Source organism: Halomonas sp. S3-1-1, from assembly GCF_023757625.1.
GTDB lineage: Bacteria > Pseudomonadota > Gammaproteobacteria > Pseudomonadales > Halomonadaceae > Vreelandella.
Genome location: NZ_JALGBZ010000001.1, coordinates 145,111 through 161,520, shown reverse-complemented (window position 1 = coordinate 161,520; position 16,410 = coordinate 145,111). Strand labels below are relative to the sequence as shown.

General features: G+C 62.2%; 16 protein-coding genes. 11 read left to right on the top strand and 5 right to left on the bottom strand.

The window, feature by feature from the left end; all coding sequences use genetic code 11:
* Window positions 1-117 precede the first annotated feature (117 nt).
* The 7 genes from kynU (at window position 118) to MQW23_RS00830 (ending at window position 7,771) form a co-directional block, all read left to right on the top strand.
* Window positions 118-1,350, top strand: a complete 1,233-nt coding sequence (gene kynU, locus MQW23_RS00860) for a kynureninase (protein ID WP_252105926.1) — start codon at window positions 118-120, stop codon at window positions 1,348-1,350.
* Window positions 1,350-2,216, top strand: a complete 867-nt coding sequence (locus MQW23_RS00855) for an alpha/beta hydrolase (protein ID WP_252105925.1) — start codon at window positions 1,350-1,352, stop codon at window positions 2,214-2,216. The genes kynU and MQW23_RS00855 overlap by 1 nt, the downstream gene beginning before the upstream one ends.
* A complete protein-coding gene (gene kynA, locus MQW23_RS00850) occupies window positions 2,209-3,069 on the top strand; it encodes a tryptophan 2,3-dioxygenase (protein WP_252105924.1) in 861 nt (286 codons plus the stop codon). The genes MQW23_RS00855 and kynA overlap by 8 nt, the downstream gene beginning before the upstream one ends.
* 150 nt (window positions 3,070-3,219) lie before the next feature.
* Window positions 3,220-4,434, top strand: a complete 1,215-nt coding sequence (locus tag MQW23_RS00845; protein ID WP_252105923.1) for an aromatic amino acid transport family protein — start codon at window positions 3,220-3,222, stop codon at window positions 4,432-4,434.
* A 113-nt stretch (window positions 4,435-4,547) separates the two neighbouring features.
* Window positions 4,548-5,711: a glycosyltransferase family 4 protein gene (locus tag MQW23_RS00840; protein ID WP_252105922.1), complete on the top strand. Its 1,164-nt coding sequence runs from the start codon at window positions 4,548-4,550 to the stop codon at window positions 5,709-5,711.
* A complete protein-coding gene (locus tag MQW23_RS00835) occupies window positions 5,674-6,213 on the top strand; it encodes a phosphatase PAP2 family protein (RefSeq protein WP_252105921.1) in 540 nt (179 codons plus the stop codon). The genes MQW23_RS00840 and MQW23_RS00835 overlap by 38 nt, the downstream gene beginning before the upstream one ends.
* A 100-nt stretch (window positions 6,214-6,313) precedes the next feature.
* Window positions 6,314-7,771 carry a sodium/glutamate symporter gene (locus MQW23_RS00830; RefSeq protein ID WP_252105920.1) on the top strand — a complete coding sequence of 486 codons (1,458 nt, stop codon included), beginning with the start codon at window positions 6,314-6,316 and terminating at the stop codon, window positions 7,769-7,771.
* An 86-nt stretch (window positions 7,772-7,857) separates the two neighbouring features.
* Here MQW23_RS00830 and MQW23_RS19385 read toward each other — a convergent pair whose 3' ends face one another.
* Entirely contained in the window at window positions 7,858-7,992 is a 135-nt protein-coding gene (locus tag MQW23_RS19385; protein WP_263585869.1) for a hypothetical protein, read from the bottom strand.
* 889 nt (window positions 7,993-8,881) lie between these two features.
* Here MQW23_RS19385 and MQW23_RS00825 point away from each other — a divergent pair.
* Window positions 8,882-9,016, top strand: coding sequence for an entericidin A/B family lipoprotein (locus MQW23_RS00825; RefSeq protein WP_252105919.1), 135 nt, complete (start codon window positions 8,882-8,884; stop codon window positions 9,014-9,016).
* A gap of 2 nt (window positions 9,017-9,018) precedes the next feature.
* The gene (locus tag MQW23_RS00820) at window positions 9,019-9,534 is read left to right on the top strand and encodes a YqiA/YcfP family alpha/beta fold hydrolase (protein ID WP_442908577.1); all 516 of its coding nucleotides are present in this window, start codon (window positions 9,019-9,021) and stop codon (window positions 9,532-9,534) included.
* A 53-nt stretch (window positions 9,535-9,587) separates the two neighbouring features.
* Here the strand turns inward: MQW23_RS00820 and ntrC are convergent, their stop codons facing one another.
* The 4 genes from ntrC to glnA all read right to left on the bottom strand — a co-directional run bounded on the left by ntrC (window position 9,588) and on the right by glnA (window position 14,313).
* Window positions 9,588-11,018: a nitrogen regulation protein NR(I) gene (gene ntrC, locus MQW23_RS00815; protein WP_252105917.1), complete on the bottom strand. Its 1,431-nt coding sequence runs from the start codon at window positions 11,016-11,018 to the stop codon at window positions 9,588-9,590.
* Window positions 11,015-12,073 carry a nitrogen regulation protein NR(II) gene (glnL, locus tag MQW23_RS00810; protein ID WP_252105916.1) on the bottom strand — a complete coding sequence of 353 codons (1,059 nt, stop codon included), beginning with the start codon at window positions 12,071-12,073 and terminating at the stop codon, window positions 11,015-11,017. The genes ntrC and glnL overlap by 4 nt, the downstream gene beginning before the upstream one ends.
* 211 nt (window positions 12,074-12,284) lie before the next feature.
* Entirely contained in the window at window positions 12,285-12,830 is a 546-nt protein-coding gene (locus tag MQW23_RS00805) for a DUF4124 domain-containing protein (RefSeq protein WP_252105915.1), read from the bottom strand.
* 76 nt (window positions 12,831-12,906) lie between these two features.
* Window positions 12,907-14,313, bottom strand: a complete 1,407-nt coding sequence (gene glnA, locus MQW23_RS00800) for a glutamate--ammonia ligase (protein WP_252105914.1) — start codon at window positions 14,311-14,313, stop codon at window positions 12,907-12,909.
* Window positions 14,314-14,924: 611 nt separating this feature from the next.
* Here glnA and MQW23_RS00795 point away from each other — a divergent pair.
* Complete coding sequence (locus MQW23_RS00795; RefSeq protein WP_252105913.1) at window positions 14,925-15,230, top strand: hypothetical protein; 306 nt, start codon at window positions 14,925-14,927, stop codon at window positions 15,228-15,230.
* A gap of 308 nt (window positions 15,231-15,538) precedes the next feature.
* A complete protein-coding gene (locus tag MQW23_RS00790; RefSeq protein ID WP_252105912.1) occupies window positions 15,539-16,192 on the top strand; it encodes a hypothetical protein in 654 nt (217 codons plus the stop codon).
* Window positions 16,193-16,410 lie beyond the last annotated feature (218 nt).

The window sequence follows — 16,410 nt, the reverse complement described above, 5'->3', positions numbered from 1 at the left end:
CACGTTAAAACTCGTCTGCCTTTCACTATTTGCCAATATTACGCAAAACAACGCAAATCGGCAGCGCTCCGGTCGTCTTACACTAGGGGTGAATTTTCGACACGACAGGATAAGCCGATGCGCCCGACGCTCACCGACGCTCAAAAGCTGGACGACCAGGACACGCTCGCCGATTTCAAGGCCCACTTCGCTTTGCCCGAGGGCATGCTCTATCTCGACGGCAACTCGCTGGGAGCGCAGCCGCAAGCTGCCCGCCAGGCACTCGACAAGGCGCGGGACCAGTGGCGCGACTCGCTGGTCGGTGGCTGGAACGAGGGCTGGTTCGATGCCCCCGAGCGCCTGGGCGATCTGCTGGCACCGCTGATCGGCGCCGGCAAGGGTGAGGTGCTGGTCAGCGACACCATCACCCTCAACCTGTTCAAGCTGCTTGGCTACATCACCGAACGCCAGGGGCGCGCTCGGCCGGTCATCCTCAGCGAAGGCGGCAACTTTCCCGCCGATGGCTACATCGCCGAGGGATTCTGCCGCAGCGCCGGCTTCGAGCATGGCGTGCTGCCCGAAGGCGCGCCGCTTGAGGAGCACCTGAACGATCAGGTGGCAGTGGTGGTGCTGAGCCAGGTCAACTACCGCACCGGCCAGCTGCGCGACATGGCGGATGTCACTCGTCGCGTTCACGCAAAGGGTGCCGAAGTGATCTGGGACCTGGCCCACTCGGCGGGCGCTTTAGCGGTCGATCTCGCCGGCAGCGGCGCTCGTTACGCCGTCGGCTGCACCTACAAGTACCTCAACGGCGGCCCGGGCGCGCCGGGGTTTCTCTATGTGCGCAGCGATTGCCAGCAGGCCGGATGGCAGCCGCTGTCGGGCTGGCACGGCCATGCCAAGCCCTTCGCGTTTGAGGCCGACTACGCGCCCGCCTCGGGGATGACGCGTTTTCGTACCGGTACTCATTCGGCACTGGCCTACGCCCCGCTCGAAGCCTCGCTGACGCTATGGCAAGGCGTGGACATGACGGCGCTGCGCGCCAAGAGTCTGGCGCTGACCGACCTCTTCCGCGCCTGCCTCGCCGACCTTTTTGATGCCAACGGCATCGAGGACATCACGCCCGCCCCGGAACAGCGCGGCAGCCAGGTGGGCCTGGTGCAGCGTGAGCACGGCTACGCCATCGTGCAGGCCTTGATCAAACGCGGTGTGATCGGCGACTACCGCGAGCCTGGGTTGATGCGTTTCGGTTTCACGCCGCTCTATCTCAGCCATGCCGATGTCTGGCACGCGGCCGAGCAGTTCCGCGAGGTCGTCGAGGGCGGCGAGTATCGCGACCCGCGCTTTCAGACCCGCACGGAGGTGACCTGATGCCGGACGGGCAGGGTTTCGACGGGCAGGGCCTTGAAGGACAGGCTCTTGAAGGGCAGGATCTCGACGCGCGCGAACATGCCCACTCGCCCAGCCAGTGGGCGCGCGATGCCGATGCGAGCTTGGCGCACCAGGCGGAACAGGGCCGAGCGCTTCGCGAGATGCGCCCGCCGCTGCGCCTGACCTATGGCGACGCTGACCACGCCTGGCTGCACCTGCATCGGCCAACGGGCGACGGCCCCTGGCCGCTGATGATCTTTCTCCACGGCGGCTACTGGCAGGCGCTCGACGCCACCGCCACCGACTTCATGGCAGAGCGCTGGCTGGCGCGCGGCTGGGCCTTTGCCTCGCTGAACTACCCGCTGGCCCCAAACGCCTCCCTGGAGACGCAGATCGAAGAGTGCATCAACGGGGTGCGCTACCTGCTCGATCAGCGCGAGACGCTCGATCTGGGCGACCGGGTACGCCTGGGCGGCCACAGCGCCGGTGCGCACCTGGCGCTAATGAGCTGCCTTGCGCCAGCGTGCCGCCAGGCGATCAAAGGCTTGTGGCTGATCAGCGGCGTCTACGACCTGCGCCCGCTGCTCGGCACCTCGATCGCCCAGCCGCTCGACCTGGACGACGCCCGCGCGGCTCAACTGAGCCCCTTGTGCCAGCCGCTGACCGGGCTACCGGCGCTGGAGCTGATCCACGGCGAGCAGGACCCGCCGGTGTTTCAGCAGCAGGGCGAGGCGCTGGCGACGAAGGCCCGCCACGATGGCGTACCGGCCACGGTCACCCTGTTGGCGCAGCGCGATCATTTCGACATTCTCGAGCACGCCGAGGCGACGCTCGATCAAGACACGGGAGATACCCCCCATGCATGACGACACTCCGACCCCTTCTGATCGCGGCGCCGTCGATCTGGACAACGAGCAGCAGGTGCATTGGGATCAGCCCATGAGCTACGGCGAATACCTGGATCTGGCGCCGCTGCTCACCTGTCAGAACCCGATCAGCGATCAGCACGACGAGATGCTGTTCGTGATCATTCACCAGGTCTCGGAGCTGTGGCTGAAGCAGTGCCTGCACGAGGCCCACGCGGCGGCCCGGGCGATCGAGACCGATGAGCTGCGCCCGGCATTCAAGATGCTCACCCGGGTAGCGCGTATCCAGGCGCAGATGATCAACGCCTGGGAAGTGCTCGCCACCATGACGCCTTCGGACTATCTCGCCTTTCGCGATAGCCTCGGTCAGAGTTCGGGATTTCAGTCGTACCAGTACCGCGAGCTTGAGTTTCTGCTCGGCAACAAGCACCCCCGTTTGGCCGAGGCGCACCGCCGCCACCCTACCCACTACCAGCGCCTGCAAGACGTGCTGGCGGCTCCCAGCCTCTATGATGTCTGCCTGCAGTTGCTGGCGCGGCGCGGCTTCGAGCTGCCGGCGTCAACGCTTGCGCGCGACTGGTCGACGCCTTATGTCGCCTCGCCCGAAGTCGAGGCCGCCTGGTCGACCATCTACCGCCACTCGGAGCGGCACTGGGATCTCTACGAACTCGCCGAGAAGCTGATCGATACCGAATACAATTTCCACAAGTGGCGCTTCAGCCACATGAAAACGGTGGAGCGCATCATCGGCCAGCGCACCGGCACCGGCGGCACCTCGGGCGTGGGTTATCTCAAGAAAGCGCTGGAGCTGCAGTTCTTCCCGGAGCTGTGGTCGGTGAGAGCCGATCTCTAACCACTTTCATCGCCATAGACAACGCCCTGGCGTTCGATGACGCTTGTACTCGATGACATTAGTACTCGATGACACCAGGGCGGCAATACAACGGACTGGCCATGCCCCCGACGCACCGGGGGCTCGTCGGCCCTCTTAAGGACGACTCCAATGACAAAAAAGCCTACCCTGCTGGGCGGCATTAGCATCATCGCCGGTGTCTGTGTTGGCGCGGGCATACTGGGGCTTCCAACCGCGGGCGCCGGCGGTTGGCTGCTCTGGTCCACGCTGGCCTTGCTGCTGACCATGCTGGTCATGACGATGTCCGGCTGGCTGCTGTTGGAAGTGCTCAAGCACTACGATATAGAGGCCTCCTTCAGCACCATCACCCGGGACCTTCTGGGAAAACACGTCAATGGCATCAATAACCTGGCCGTTTACTTCGTGGGCGCGATCCTTCTTTACGCCTACATCACCAGTGCCGGGCTGATCCTTGCCGGGATCACGCCCCTTGGCCGTCACTCGGCCTCGATCGCGTTCGTGGCGATTTTCGCCTACGCCGTCTTCCACTCCACGCGGGCCGTCGACCGGGTCTCGGTCGTGCTGGTCGTCTTTATGATCGCAAGCTTCGCAGGCGGCATTTTCAGCCTCTTCTCGCATATCGACCTGTCGCTAGCCTTCGTGGATATCGACCGCCAGCTCGGCTGGTTTCCCTACGCCCTCGCCCTACTGCCGGTGGCGCTGACCTCCTTCGGCTACCACATGTCGGTCTTCTCACTGCGCAAATACTACGGCGGCGAGACCCAGGCCCAGAAGGCAATTCTCGGCGGCACGCTGGTCGCGCTGGTCTTCTATCTGATCTGGATGGCCAGCGTCTTCGGCAACGTTCCCCGCCCGGCGTTCGCCCCGGTGCTGGCCGAAGGCGGCAATGTGGATGTGCTGCTCGCCACCCTTGCCGACATCGGCACGACGCCTCTGGCGCTGAAGATGCTCAGCGTCTTCTCGGCGGCGGCCATCTTCTCCTCCTTCATCGGGGTCGGGCTGGGGCTTTTCGATTTCATGGCCGACCTGCTCGGCTTCTCCGATGATCGATCCGGGCGCGCCAAAACCTCGATCGTGACCTTTGTGCCGCCACTGCTCGCCTCGCTTTTCGTGCCCTTCGGCTTCGTACTGGCGATCGGCTATGCCGGCGCCGCCGCCGCCTTCTGGACGTGCATCATCCCGGCCCTGCTGATCTGGAAATCGCGCCAGCGCCCTGACGCCAAGGCAGGATTTATCGCCCCGGGGGGAGTCGCCGGGGTCTGGCTGGTCGGGGTCTTCGGCGTTGTCATCACCGTTCTGCACTTCATGACCGTCTTCGGCGCCGCACCAACACCCGCGCTTTAATGGCGCTTTAGGCACGCAGCGCCTGTCTGTCACGAGTTGTTCACTCGATTGTCCTGCCGCTGTCATCGTCTCTTGCCACACTTGGCTCACACCTTGGGCAAGGGACGATGGCGATGCGGCTTTGTATAGTGAGTGAAACCTGGGCACCGGATATCAACGGCGTGGCCCATACGCTCAACCGCCTGGCCTGCGAGCTCGACCGCTTGGACGTTCAGGTCGATGTAGTGCGACCCGCCCCGCGCTCCCATAAGCCGCGCTCGACACCCGGGGAAGAGCTTCAGGTCTACCGGCTGCCGCTACCCGGTTACGCCGAGGTTCAGGTGGGCCTGGCAACGCCTGGGATGCTCACGCGCTTTTGGCAAACGAATCCGCCGGATGCCGTTTACCTTGCAACCCAAGGCCCGCTAGGGCTGGCCGCACGCCGGGCGGCGCGCAAGCTCGGTATCGTTTGCGTGGCGGGCTGGCACACCAACTTCGACCACTACTGCCACGACTACGGCATCGGCTGGCTGAGTGCGGCGACCCTTCGCTATTTGCGCCACTTCCACAACGGCTGCGCGCTGACGCTGGTGCCTACTCACGCCCAGGCCCGCACCCTGCGCGGGGCGGGCATTCGCGATGTCAGCGTGCTCTCCCGCGGGATCGACGGTGAGCACTTCTCGCCGTCCCACCGCGACGACGCCCTGCGCGATCAGTGGGGCGTAACCGAGCACCAGAGCGTGGCGCTCTACGCCGGGCGGCTGGCGGCGGAGAAAAACCTGACGCAGCTGGTCGAGACCTTCCAGGCCATGCGCGAGGTGCGCCCGGACATGGCGCAGGTGATCGTTGGCGACGGCCCGGCCAGAGCGCAATTGCAAAAAGCGCTGCCCCAGGCCCACTTCACCGGTTTTCTTGATCAGCCGAGTCTTGCCCGCCACTACGCCAGCGCCGATATCTTCGTGTTTCCCTCGCTTTCCGAAACCTGGGGCAACGTCATCACCGAGGCAATGGCCAGCGGCCTGGCGGTGGTGGCCTTCGACCACGCCGCCAGCGCCGAGCTGATTCAGCACGGCCATAACGGCCTGAGCATTGCCCCCGACGACCCCAAGGGGTTTCATCAGGCCGCCGCCGAACTCTGCCAGCATCCGGCGGACTACGCGCGCCTTGGCCGAGCGGCCCGGCTCAGCGTACTGGAGCACGGCTGGAGCGGCATCGCCGAACAGTTCAAGCGTTATCTGCATACCGCCCAGGAGGCCCATCATGCGCTCTCGCCCGCTTGTCGCATTCGATCGTCTTGATACGTGGGAGTGGCGCTTTTGCCAGCGCGTCACCCGGCTTTCGCTGAATCCGGTGTGGCGGCGCGTACTGCAAACCGCTAGCCGGCTGGGTGACTGGCCGGTATGGGTGGCGCTCATTGCCGCCCAGCCATGGCTCACTCCGAACGGCAGCCGGCGGATGCTGCAGTACAGCGCCATCGCGCTGCTGGCGCTGACGGTCTACCGGCTGATCAAGACTCGGCTTTGCCGCGAGCGCCCGTTCATTACCTATCTGGGCGGCGTTCACTGCGGCGAGCCTGCCCGCGACCGCTACAGTTTTCCAAGCGGGCACACCATGCACGCGGTGATGTTCAGCGTGATGGTCGCCGCCCATACGCCTTGGCTTTTGGTCATCGTGCTGCCGCTAAGCGCGCTGATCGCGATTTCGCGGGTAGGGCTTGGGCTTCACTACGCAAGCGATGTGCTGGCGGGGGCGCTGATCGGCTACGGCTTTGCGCTGCTCAGCCTTTATCTGGTGCCTTGATAGCGCTTTGATTAAAAAACCACTACGGTTAACTCACTCGGGGTGCCTACGTATTCTTTAGCGACGTCGGCGCCTATCCTGCTCATCAGGGAGTGATGACATGACCATGACCGTCGGTGACCTCTTCGTTGCGCTGGTCCTCATTGGCCTGGCCCTTCTACTCAGCAATGCCCTTCGTCTGAAAATCGGCTGGCTCAGACGCCTTTTCCTGCCAAGCTCCGTGATCGCTGGCCTGCTGCTACTGCTGATGGGCCCGGACGTGCTCGGCCGTTTCATGCCCGAGGTGTTCGACGAGAGCGCGGGGCTTTTTCCCGCCTACGTGCAGGAGAGTTGGGCATCGCTGCCCGGGCTTTTGATCAACGTGGTGTTCGCGGCGCTGTTCATCGGCAAGACCATTCCCGGCATTAAAACGATCTGGATGCGCGCCGGCCCGCAGGTCGTGGTGGGCCAGACCATGGCCTGGGGGCAGTACGTGGTGGGGCTGTCGCTTGCGCTTTTGGTACTGGCGCCGGTGTTTGGCATGAACCCCATGGCCGGAGCGCTGATCGAAATCGGCTTCGAGGGCGGCCACGGCACCGCCGCCGGCATGGGCGACACCTTCGCGGAGCTGGGTTTCGAAGAGGGCGCGGATCTCGCGCTCGGACTTGCCACGGTCGGGATCGTCTCCGGCGTGCTGATCGGCACGCTCATGATCAACATCGCCGCGCGCCGCGGGGTCGTGACGCCGGAAAAGCAGCAAGAAGAGGGAGCGCCGGACGAAACCCTGCGCGACGAGGAGCGCCCGTCGGCCGGTGAGTTCAGCGAATTCAAAAAGGACCTGACTCAGGAAGCCGGCACCACTGACCCACTGAGCCTGCATATCGGGCTGGTCGGTGTAGCGATCGTGATCGGCTGGCTGCTGCTGTCCGGGCTTCAATGGATCGAGCAGGTGACCTGGGCGCGAAACGGCGGACTCGAAATTCTCGCCCACGTACCGCTGTTTCCCATCGCCATGATCGGCGGGGTGATCGTACAGCTGATCGTCATGCGCTTTAATCTGGAGCGCCATGTTTCTACCCGCACCATGTCGCGCATCGCGGGTACCGCGCTTGATTTCACCATCGTGGCCGCGCTCGCCACGCTTTCGCTGACCACGCTCAGCGAGTACCTGATTCCCTTTTTGCTGCTGGCCTTTGCCGGCATCGCCTGGGGGCTTTTCGTACTGATCGTGCTGGCGCCGCGCATCATTCCCCATCACTGGTTCGAGCGTGGCATCGGCGACTTCGGCCAGTCCATGGGGGTCACGGTGACGGGGCTTCTGCTCATGCGCATGGCCGATCCGAAAAACGAGTCCGGCGCCTTCGAAAGCTTTGGCTACAAGCAGCTGATGTTCGAGCCAATCGTCGGTGGCGGGCTTTTCACCGCCGCCGCCCTGCCGTTGATCGCCGAGTTTGGCGCGCTCGCCGTTTTGATTCTCACTACCGTGCTAACGCTTGGCTGGCTGGCGTTTGGGCTCTTGTACTTCGGGCGCATGGTGCCCGATCGCGGCAAGGGCCGCTGGCAAGGCGATCAGCGCTGAAACGCGCCCAACGAAACGACCGGCGCCCGCAATAGCGGGCGCCGGTCGTTGAAAGCGGGTAGTTAAGAATAAAAGAGAATGCAGGCTTACTTGAGATCTGGCGGAAGGTCGTCGAGCTTTTCCTGGGCAGTTCTGGAAGAGGTCTTGACCATGACGTAAACACCCACTCCGGAAAACCCTAAAAACAATATAAACATGACGAACATGAGAGCCATTGCCATGACGCTTGTCCCTGAGTAGGCAGCTGAACGTTGACGTTTTCTAGCCGCTAGGTTGGTTTATCCCTGAGGATAGACCAAAACGGGATATGCATCCGTATAAAATTTTATACAGAGGCTTCACTACCGCCACTCGATGAACAAATACGCTTAAGTATCAGGTCATTAGCACTTTCCTAAAGACGCAAAAAAGCCATCTCGTAAAAACGAAATGGCCAGTTTGCATCGCCGCCGCTCCCTGGCCGTGATGTCGGCGCCACCTTGCGCCGATAAGAGTGAGCAGGCTAGTGTCCGTAAAAATCCATTTCCCTTTGGCTCCATGCCATCCTGTCTCTTCTGTAGCCTGCTCAAACCGATTAAGCTTCACGAACTCATTGCGGTGGCTCTTGCCCTAATACTGCAGGGAGCGGGCCAACAATGCTTGGCAGACACTAAAATCCCTATATATCAAATAATTGAAATATATAACGACACTTCATTTTCCGATTCGATAGTGTCTATTACGGCTTTTAATCTGTGTCGATGTGACACATGCGACAATAACGACGATTTGATACGACAAGTTGGCTCAGTGCCGCGCGGCGCTTTTCACTTTATTCGGGGTCAGCACAATTTATTCGGGTTCTGACGTGATCTTAACGTCGCCAGTACGCTCACGAGTCATCCCTTGGCTTCACTGGCGAGACCCGAAAAGCACCACTTTTAACGGCGCTTTTCGAGGCATTGACGCGGCAAATTTTGCTTACCAAAGGACACATTGCTGGTTAAAGTTAGCCAAGGCAGCCAACACATGCGGCTGTCATCGCCCTGGGTTTCGCGCCTGCCAACAAGGGCTTCTTACTCAACGACGGTTTCTCACTCAACGATGATCTCTCACCACGGGTATACGCCAATGAAACGCTCTATCGCTTCGGGTCTTGCGCTATTGATGACGCTTCTGATGGTAAGCGGCTGCAATACGTTCCAGGGAATGGGCCGCGATATCGAGCAGGGAGGCAAGGTCGTTCAGGACGCGGCGGAAGAGTGATGCTGACTCATGTCTATCTGTCCCACGGGCTCGAAAGCGGGCCCGAGGCACTGAAGGTGCAGGCGCTCAAGCGCGTGGTAGAAGCCTGTGAGGATTGCGAGGCGGTCGTGATGGACTACCGCGACCAGCCAAGCCATCAGGCGCGCTTCGCCCACCTGCTGGCAACACTTGAAACCCGCGGCGACGATCCGGCTCACTGCATCATGGCCGGGTCGAGTTTGGGCGGTTTTTTGAGCGCTGCCGTCAGCCAGCGCCATCCGGTGCTTGGGTGCTTTTTACTGGCGCCGGCGCTCGGCATGCCGGACTACCCAGAAACCACGCTAACGCTTGGCGCCCGCCACACCCACATCATTCACGGCTGGCGTGATGACGTGGTGCCTTGCGAGCCGGTCATCGAGCACGCACGCCGCCAGCGGCTGTCGCTGCGCATGGTGGACGACGACCACCGCCTGCACGCGAGCCTTCCGCTGATTCTGCGCGATTTCGAGCAGTTTTTGGCGCTTTGCCAAACAGCGTAAGCCCGCCCCATCGCACTCGTTGCCTAGCCTGACGGCGTGCCCAATGGCTCGCTTCAGGCCTCGTCGGCCAGCGCCGGCAGCAGCGTTTTCAGCTTGCGAGTAAGCGTATTGCGCCCCCACCCCAAAAGCTCGGCGGCTTCGCCCTTGCGCCCGCCGGTATGCTTGAGCGCGGTTTCGATCAGGATCCGCTCGAAATCCGGCACCGCCTCCTCCAGCAGGTGCGTATGACCTTCGGCCAGCGCGTGATCCGCCCAGCCGCGAAACGCGCTGCGCCAGTCGCCCTGCGCACCGGCCGATGACGCGCCCACGGTGCGAAGTTCCGGCGGTAAATCCTCGATCAGGATTTCGCGGCCCGAGGCCATGACCGTTAGCCACCGGCAGATATTCTCGAGCTGGCGCACGTTACCCGGCCAATCCAGTTTGGTCAGGTGCGTTTCGGCGTCCGTGGTCAGCACCTTGATATCCGTGGAGAGTTCCTTGGCAGCCTCGGCGAGAAAGTGCCGCGTAAGCCTGGGGATGTCTTCGCGGCGCTCGGCGAGCCTTGGCAGGTGCACGCGGATGACGTTCAGGCGGTGAAACAGATCCTCGCGAAAGCGCCCTTCGTCGACCAGCGACTCCAGGTTCTGGTGCGTCGCGGCGATGATGCGCACATCCACCTTCACCGAGGTGTGGCCGCCCACGCGGTAGAACTCACCGTCGGCCAGCACGCGCAGAAGCCGCGTCTGGGTCTCCGCCGGCATGTCGCCGATCTCGTCGAGAAACAGCGTGCCGCCGTTGGCCTGCTCGAAGCGCCCCTGACGCTGGGCGCCGGCGCCAGTAAAGGCGCCCTTTTCGTGACCGAACAGCTCGGATTCGATCAGGTCCTTGGGAATCGCCGCCATGTTCAGCGCGATGAACGGCTTGCCGGCGCGCGGGCTGTGCTGGTGAAGCGCCTGGGCGACCCGCTCCTTGCCGGTGCCGGATTCGCCGTTGATAAGCACGGTAATATGCGAGTGCGATAGCCGGCCGATGGCGCGAAACACCTCCTGCATGGCGGGCGCTTCGCCGATGATCTCGGCGTTGAGGCCCTCCGGCACGCTCACCGGGCGCTGGCGCTCACGAGCGTGGGCCACGGCGCGGCGCACCAGCGCCAGCGCCTCGTCCACATCGAAAGGCTTGGGCAGGTACTCGAACGCCCCGCCCTGGTAGGAGGCCACGGCGCTATCGAGATCCGAGTGGGCGGTCATGACGATGACCGGCAAATCCGGATGGGCCTCACGTACGCGCGACATCAAATCCAGCCCGTCGATGCCCGGCATGCGGATATCGGTGACCAGCACGTCCGGCGGGTCGCTTAAAAGCCGCTCAAGGGCGGTGTCGGCGCGTTCGATACACTCAACGTCCAGGTCCGGCTGCGCTAGGGCGCGCTCCAGCACCCAGCGAATGGCGCGGTCGTCGTCGACGATGATGACCCGTGAAACATCGGCGTGTGTCGTCTCAGTCATGACGCGTCTCCGGTAAGATGATTAACCAGCGGAATTAAAAGACGAAATTCAGTCCGTCCCGGGTGTGAGTCGCATTCGATCAATCCGTGATGCTGATGCAGAATCGACTGAGCGATCGAGAGGCCCAGGCCGCTGCCTTCGGCGCGCCCGGAGACCATGGGGTAGAACAGCGTGGCGCGCAGGGCGTCGGGGATGCCGGGGCCGTTGTCGATCAGGCCGACCTCGCTGACCAGCCGGTGGCGCTCAGCGCCCAGAGTGAACTGGCGCTTGGCGCGGGTGCGCAGCACCAGCTCCGGCGCCTCGACCTGGGCTTCGGTCATCGCCTGCACGGCGTTGCGCGCCACGTTCAGCACCGCCTGAATCATCTGCGACTCGTCGCCGGAAAGCTCAGGCAGGCTCGGGTCGTAGTCGCGGGTAATGGTAATCGTGGGGTGTTCGGCCAGCAGCAACGCCCGCACGCGCTCCAGAATCTTGTGGATATTGACCGGCTCGTGGCGAGGCATACGGTTCGGGCCGAGCATCGAATCCACCAGGTCTTTTAGGCGGTCGACCTCTTCGACGATGATACGGGTGTACTCACGAAGCGCCGGATCATCCAGGTCGCGCTCCAGCAACTGGGCGGCGCCGCGAATCCCGCCCAGCGGGTTTTTCACCTCGTGGGCCAGGCCGCGTGCCAGCACCTTGATGGTCTCTTGGCGGGTGGTCAGCGCCTCCTCGCGGGAAATCTGCATCAGGCGATCGCGGGGTTCGACTTCCAGCAGTAGCTCATCCGCCGAAAGCGGCGTGACCGTATAGTCCACCGTGAGCGGCTCGCCGTTGAGCGGCGTAATGCGCGCCTCGCGCTGGGTATAGGGATGAAAGGCATCGCGCGCCTTGGCCAGCACGCTATCGACGCTTTCACCGCAGCCTAAAAGGGTATCCAGACTCATGCCCTTCACGCGGCTGATACTCACGGCCAGAAGCGCTTCGGCGGCGGGATTCATCCAGCCAACGCGCAGTTCACCATCCAGCAGCAGCACGGCGGTGGTGAGATGTTCGAGTAAACGCTGATACATGGCGTGTCCTGAAGGGCCTTGGGTAAGTCGCGTGACGCTGCGAGGTTCGATCGTTGGGTCGCAAGCGCATGCAGAGAAACTGCAAAAAGCGCGCCAATCGCACATTGAGCGCGCCCCTAACGGGTTTATCGCATCAAGGCGGCGCAAAACCATGCGCCATTGCAACGCGGTGCGAAATGCGTACGCCGACGATGCACTATTTTAGTTCATATTATCGCGGAGCAACCAGGATACTCACCGCTTCGGTGCGGTGCTGTACCCGCCCCTGGCTGTCGAGCAGCTCGGCTTCCAGCCGATGCGAGCCCTGAGTGAGCCCAGTCAGCCAGAAGGCATCGCTGTGCAGCGCCGACTGGCTGATCTCGCCGTTCACCAGCAGCCGGATCTGGTGATCCTCGCGCAGCGGCGGCTGAACGCGCACGTCTACCGGCGTCATCGTGTCATCGAGGCGTGTACCGGGCGCCGGGCTTTCGATCGCGAACCGATCGTAAGGCATGAAGGGCTGGCCGGGCCGCGCCTGACTGCGTGGCGCTGTGGGCGGCGGCGCGGCTTGCACGCTCGGCAGCGGCGCCAGCGTCACGGCTTCGCCGCCGCTGTCCGGGTTGTCGGTGTAGGTCACCCGGCCGCTCTCGTCGACCACGCGATACACCGTTTGCGCTTGGGCGGGGCTGTGCGCCAGCCACAGCGCCAGGCTCCCTGCCAAGGCGCAGAGCAGCGGCGCTTTGGCCCGACGTCCATACCGATTGATTATCGCTTGCATGGCGATTCCCCATAAAAAAACCCCGCCGAGGCGGGGTTTGGAGCCAATACACCTCGAAGGTGAGGTAGGCCGCTGCTTAGCAGCTGTAGTACATGTCGAACTCGATCGGGTGGGTCGCCATGCGCATGCGCGTGACTTCTTCCATCTTGAGCTCGATGTAGGCATCGATCATATCGTCGGTGAACACGCCACCTTCGGTCAGGAACGCGCGGTCGGCGTCGAGCGCTTCCAGCGCCTGATCCAGGCTGGAGGCGACGGTCGGTACGGCCTTACCTTCTTCCGGCGGCAGGTCGTACAGGTTCTTGTCCATCGCATCGCCCGGGTGGATCTTGTTCTTGATGCCGTCGATACCCGCCATCAGCATCGCCGCGAACGCCAGGTACGGGTTGGCGGTCGGGTCGGGGAAGCGGGTTTCGACACGCTTGCCTTTCGGGCTCGCGGTGTACGGAATGCGGATAGAGGCGGAGCGGTTACGCGCGCTGTAGGCGAGCATGACCGGCGCTTCGAAACCCGGCACCAGACGCTTGTAGGAGTTGGTCGAGGCGTTGGTGAAGGCGTTCAGGGCGCGAGCGTGCTTGATCACACCGCCGATGTAGTAAAGCGCCATTTCAGAAAGACCCGCGTACTCGTCGCCGGCGAACTGGTTTTCACCATCTTTCCAGAACGACTGGTGCACGTGCATGCCCGAACCGTTATCGCCAACCAGCGGCTTCGGCATGAAGGTGGCGGTCTTGCCGTAGGCGTGCGCCACGTTGTGGATCACGTACTTCATTTCCTGAACTTCGTCGGCCTTCTTCACCAGCGTGTTGAACTTCACGCCGATTTCGTTCTGGCCGGCGTTCGCTACTTCGTGGTGATGCACTTCGACGGACTGGCCGATCGCTTCCAGGGTGTTACACATCGCGCCACGAATGTCGTGGAAGCTGTCGACCGGGGGCACCGGGAAATAGCCGCCTTTAACGCGCGGACGGTGGCCAAGGTTGCCGCCTTCGACGTCGCTATCGGTCGCCCAGGCGCCCTCTTCAGAGCTGATCTTGAACATGGAGCCCTGGATATCGGTTTTCCAGTGCACCTGATCGAAGATGAAGAACTCGGGTTCCGGGCCGAAGAAGGCAGTGTCGCCCAGGCCAGTGGACTCGAGGTAGGCTTCAGCGCGCTTGGCGATGGAGCGCGGGTCGCGATCGTAGCCCTGCATGGTGGCCGGCTCGATGATGTCGCAACGCAGGATGATGGTCGCGTCTTCGGTGAAGGGGTCGAGGAAGGCAGTGCCGTCTTCGGGACGCAGAATCATGTCGGATTCGTTGATGCCCTTCCAGCCTTCGATGGAGGAGCCATCGAACATTTGGCCGTTTTCGAAAAACTCTTCGTCGACGTCCCGTGCCGGTACGGTGACGTGCTGCTCTTTACCGCGCGTATCGGTGAAACGCAGGTCTACCCACTTGACTTCATTTTCTTCGATTAGCGCGAGCGTCTTGGCTGACATACTGTTCTCCGTCTCCGGTATGAGCGTGGCTTAAAGCGTGTACTGTAAGCGATCGATTAAACGTATTGTTGAACAAAGCCGTCGTACGCAACGTGCGTAAGCCACGCCTTCGTTGTTTGTTCGCATGAGGGCGGCGTTGACTCCCGCCCTGTCACCAGCGATTCAAGGTAAACCGGCTCTCGTTGTAGCACGCCCTAAAGCGTTTGCCTACGACGCCAGCCGTTGCCATTTAATAAGCATGTAGCGTGCCAACTTTGCACCAATATGGCATGCCCTTTAACAAGACACTGTTTTGAAAAGTATTTTCAATTTATTCGCCGTGCACCTGCCATTCATAATGTGTTTGTATCGTTTCCAACCTACGCCCACACGCTGAAAAACGCACCACAAACGATCAATCGGCTAAAAACTGAACCAAAATGGTGCGCTAGCATTGCAGCAATAGCCAGATTGGAACCATCAAAAGCTTTGACGCTTAAAAATGATGCGTTCCGCCATCTTTGGATACCGCGATTCCACCCGGCCTCTCATGAAAAAGGCCGCAGGTGGCCGATTGCCGACATTACAAACTACACTAAGCTCATCATTCACTCGGCAAAAGGACACGCAGAATGCATCAACACATCGAATGGGACGATCCCGGCCGCGCCAGCGTATCGGAGTACTTCAAGAACGACCCGGACCATGACGCCCCCCGCCGCGGCGACATCCTCTCTGCCCGCTACCAAAACCGCATAGTGCGGGTGAAAGTGGAAACCTACCGGGAGGACGAAGGGGTCAGCGTTGGCAGCGTCGCCGCCATCCTCGACGCCCACGGCCACCGCACCAAAGCCCACGGCAAACTCAACATCGACGACATCGTCCGCCTGCCGGATGACAAGCGCGCGATGGAGCACTGGGACGAAGACGAGAAATAAGATCACTGCGTCACTAAACGATTGATACGCTCCATCGCCTTGGCCCGATGCGCCAAGCGATGGAGCGATTGCCCACCGACCTTCCCTCCTCTTCCACATTCGTTGTGTAACTTCGAGTCTCCCCATCTGCTTCGCTTCGATCTCTTGAGTAACCCTGACGAACCGCGAATGCTCTCCCAACGATGTAAACATCGGCACACTTTTCTAATCGACCTGAGATCGAACCTGGAAAAGAGGCGTTTCAACCTTCGCATTGGGTAGGGCGTGCTACGCTTAGCGTGACTTTTCCTTCCTAAAGGTTTTCGATCATGCGGCTACGTCTCTGGCTCTGCGCGTTTGCGTGCGCGTTCACTCTTCCCGCTTTTGCGCAGTCTTCCGGTGATTGGTCGGCCTATGACGACGTGTTCGAAAACGGTGCGCGTCAAGCCAACCTGTGGCAGTGGGGGTGGAGCGGCATCTACGCCACGAGCCTGGCGGTGAACGTTTACCAGTCGAGCGAGGCGAGCGATTCCGACGACCGGTTCGATGCGCGGGTGGGGGCGGTGAAATCTGCGCTGGCGCTGGGCGGCATGTTCACCGATCGCCAGCCGCACCCGGCGGCGCTTGAGCGCTACGAGCGCTTGAAGGCGAGCGGTGACTTGAGCGGCGTGCAGGCGCTGGGGCTGGAGCTTGCCCAGGCCGAACGTGAGCGACGCGGCTGGCATGCGCGGACGGGGTCGCTGGTGGTCAACGGGATAGCGGCCGGGGTCATTGCCGCCGATGGGCGCGGTGACGATGCCGCACTCAACTTTGCCACCGGCATGCTGGTCAACGAGCTGCAGATCTGGACCCAGCCGAACCAGGCGTCTTCCGCAATCAATCGCTTTCAGCCGGCGCGGGTGTCGATGGGCCCGATCACGTTGGAAGGCGAGTACGCCATTACGCTGGCGCCGAATCAGGTCGGCGCGACCTGGCGCTACTAGATTTTCGAGCGCCTGGATAAACGGCGTCGGCCCACCTCATCCACTGTCGCCTCGCTGAAAGGGGACGCCCAGGATCTGCACTTGTTGCTATTAGCGCAGCGCCACTGCCTGTAAAGCGTCTGTGGCGCAGTGCCGATCGGCTTTTCGATGGTGAGGGTCCTAAAGCGCTATTATCTCGTTCGTCTGACGCGCCCCCGCTAGCCCCCATCTGTGCGGTC

Bases quoted from the DNA above. Each gene is read 5' to 3' on its own strand.
- MQW23_RS19385 (WP_263585869.1), bottom strand. From the start codon at position 7,992: ATGGCAATGGCTCTCATGTTCGTCATGTTTATATTGTTTTTAGGGTTT.
- MQW23_RS00855 (WP_252105925.1), top strand. From the start codon at position 1,350: ATGCCGGACGGGCAGGGTTTCGACGGGCAGGGCCTTGAAGGACAGGCT.
- MQW23_RS00830 (WP_252105920.1), top strand. From the start codon at position 6,314: ATGACCATGACCGTCGGTGACCTCTTCGTTGCGCTGGTCCTCATTGGC.
- MQW23_RS00840 (WP_252105922.1), top strand. From the start codon at position 4,548: ATGCGGCTTTGTATAGTGAGTGAAACCTGGGCACCGGATATCAACGGC.
- glnA (WP_252105914.1), bottom strand. From the start codon at position 14,313: ATGTCAGCCAAGACGCTCGCGCTAATCGAAGAAAATGAAGTCAAGTGG.
- kynU (WP_252105926.1), top strand. From the start codon at position 118: ATGCGCCCGACGCTCACCGACGCTCAAAAGCTGGACGACCAGGACACG.
- MQW23_RS00795 (WP_252105913.1), top strand. From the start codon at position 14,925: ATGCATCAACACATCGAATGGGACGATCCCGGCCGCGCCAGCGTATCG.
- MQW23_RS00845 (WP_252105923.1), top strand. From the start codon at position 3,220: ATGACAAAAAAGCCTACCCTGCTGGGCGGCATTAGCATCATCGCCGGT.
- MQW23_RS00825 (WP_252105919.1), top strand. From the start codon at position 8,882: ATGAAACGCTCTATCGCTTCGGGTCTTGCGCTATTGATGACGCTTCTG.
- kynA (WP_252105924.1), top strand. From the start codon at position 2,209: ATGCATGACGACACTCCGACCCCTTCTGATCGCGGCGCCGTCGATCTG.
- MQW23_RS00805 (WP_252105915.1), bottom strand. From the start codon at position 12,830: ATGCAAGCGATAATCAATCGGTATGGACGTCGGGCCAAAGCGCCGCTG.
- glnL (WP_252105916.1), bottom strand. From the start codon at position 12,073: ATGTATCAGCGTTTACTCGAACATCTCACCACCGCCGTGCTGCTGCTG.
- ntrC (WP_252105917.1), bottom strand. From the start codon at position 11,018: ATGACTGAGACGACACACGCCGATGTTTCACGGGTCATCATCGTCGAC.
- MQW23_RS00835 (WP_252105921.1), top strand. From the start codon at position 5,674: ATGCGCTCTCGCCCGCTTGTCGCATTCGATCGTCTTGATACGTGGGAG.
- MQW23_RS00790 (WP_252105912.1), top strand. From the start codon at position 15,539: ATGCGGCTACGTCTCTGGCTCTGCGCGTTTGCGTGCGCGTTCACTCTT.